The organism is Vibrio sp. 378, assembly GCF_033339435.1.
The window spans coordinates 1-773 of the sequence record NZ_JAWOUO010000414.1 but is presented as its reverse complement, the minus strand read 5'-3'; the positions used below and the strand labels follow the sequence as shown (position 1 = coordinate 773).

1 protein-coding gene is annotated in these 773 nt (G+C 44.4%); it reads right to left on the bottom strand.

The features are described 5' to 3' along the window. Positions 1-773: glutathione S-transferase family protein (locus tag R7Q48_RS26645; RefSeq protein ID WP_318133225.1), on the bottom strand; the 773-nt coding region annotated here is incomplete at both ends.

Sequence of the window (773 nt, the reverse complement as noted above, 5' to 3'; positions counted from 1 at the left end):
AAGTAATAATGGCGCTTAATATGATAGAAATCAGTGGTATCGGCGATACCGTCAATCTGATACAGCTCTTTCAGATAACCCTGAATATTGACGTAATCGGCAATGCGTTGTTTATTACACTTGAAGTGCCCAACGTACACGGCATCAAAACGCACTAACGTGGTGAACAAACGCCAATCGGCTTCGGTAATTTTATTGCCTGCTAGATAGCGATGGGTCGCCAGATGAGCATCAATTTTATCTAAGGCCGAAAACAACGATTCAAAAGCCTCTTCATACGCTTCTTGCGAAGTAGCAAAACCGCAACGATACACCCCATTATTCACGTTTGGATAAATGTAATCATTCCATTCATCAATCACACCGCGTAGAGGCTCGGGATAATAATCGTCATGGTTGCCCGTGAGATCGTTAAATGCGGAGTTAAACATACGAATGATCTCTGACGATTCATTCGACACGATGGGGTTGGTCTTTTTGTCCCATAAAACTGGTACCGTAACACGCCCTGTATAGTCGGGTTTCGCTTGAGTGTAGATTTGGTGCATACGCGTATGACCAAACAGAGGATCGGGTAAACCCATTTGCCAACCTTGACTGAGCATATCAGGGCAAACAACCGTCACATCAATGTGTGGCTCTAGACCTTTCAACTTACGGAAAATAAGCGTTCGATGTGCCCAAGGACACGCGAGAGAAACGTACAAATGGTAACGGCCAGATTCAGGTTGGAATACCGCCTCTGAATCATTTTTAATCCAGTCACGAAATCC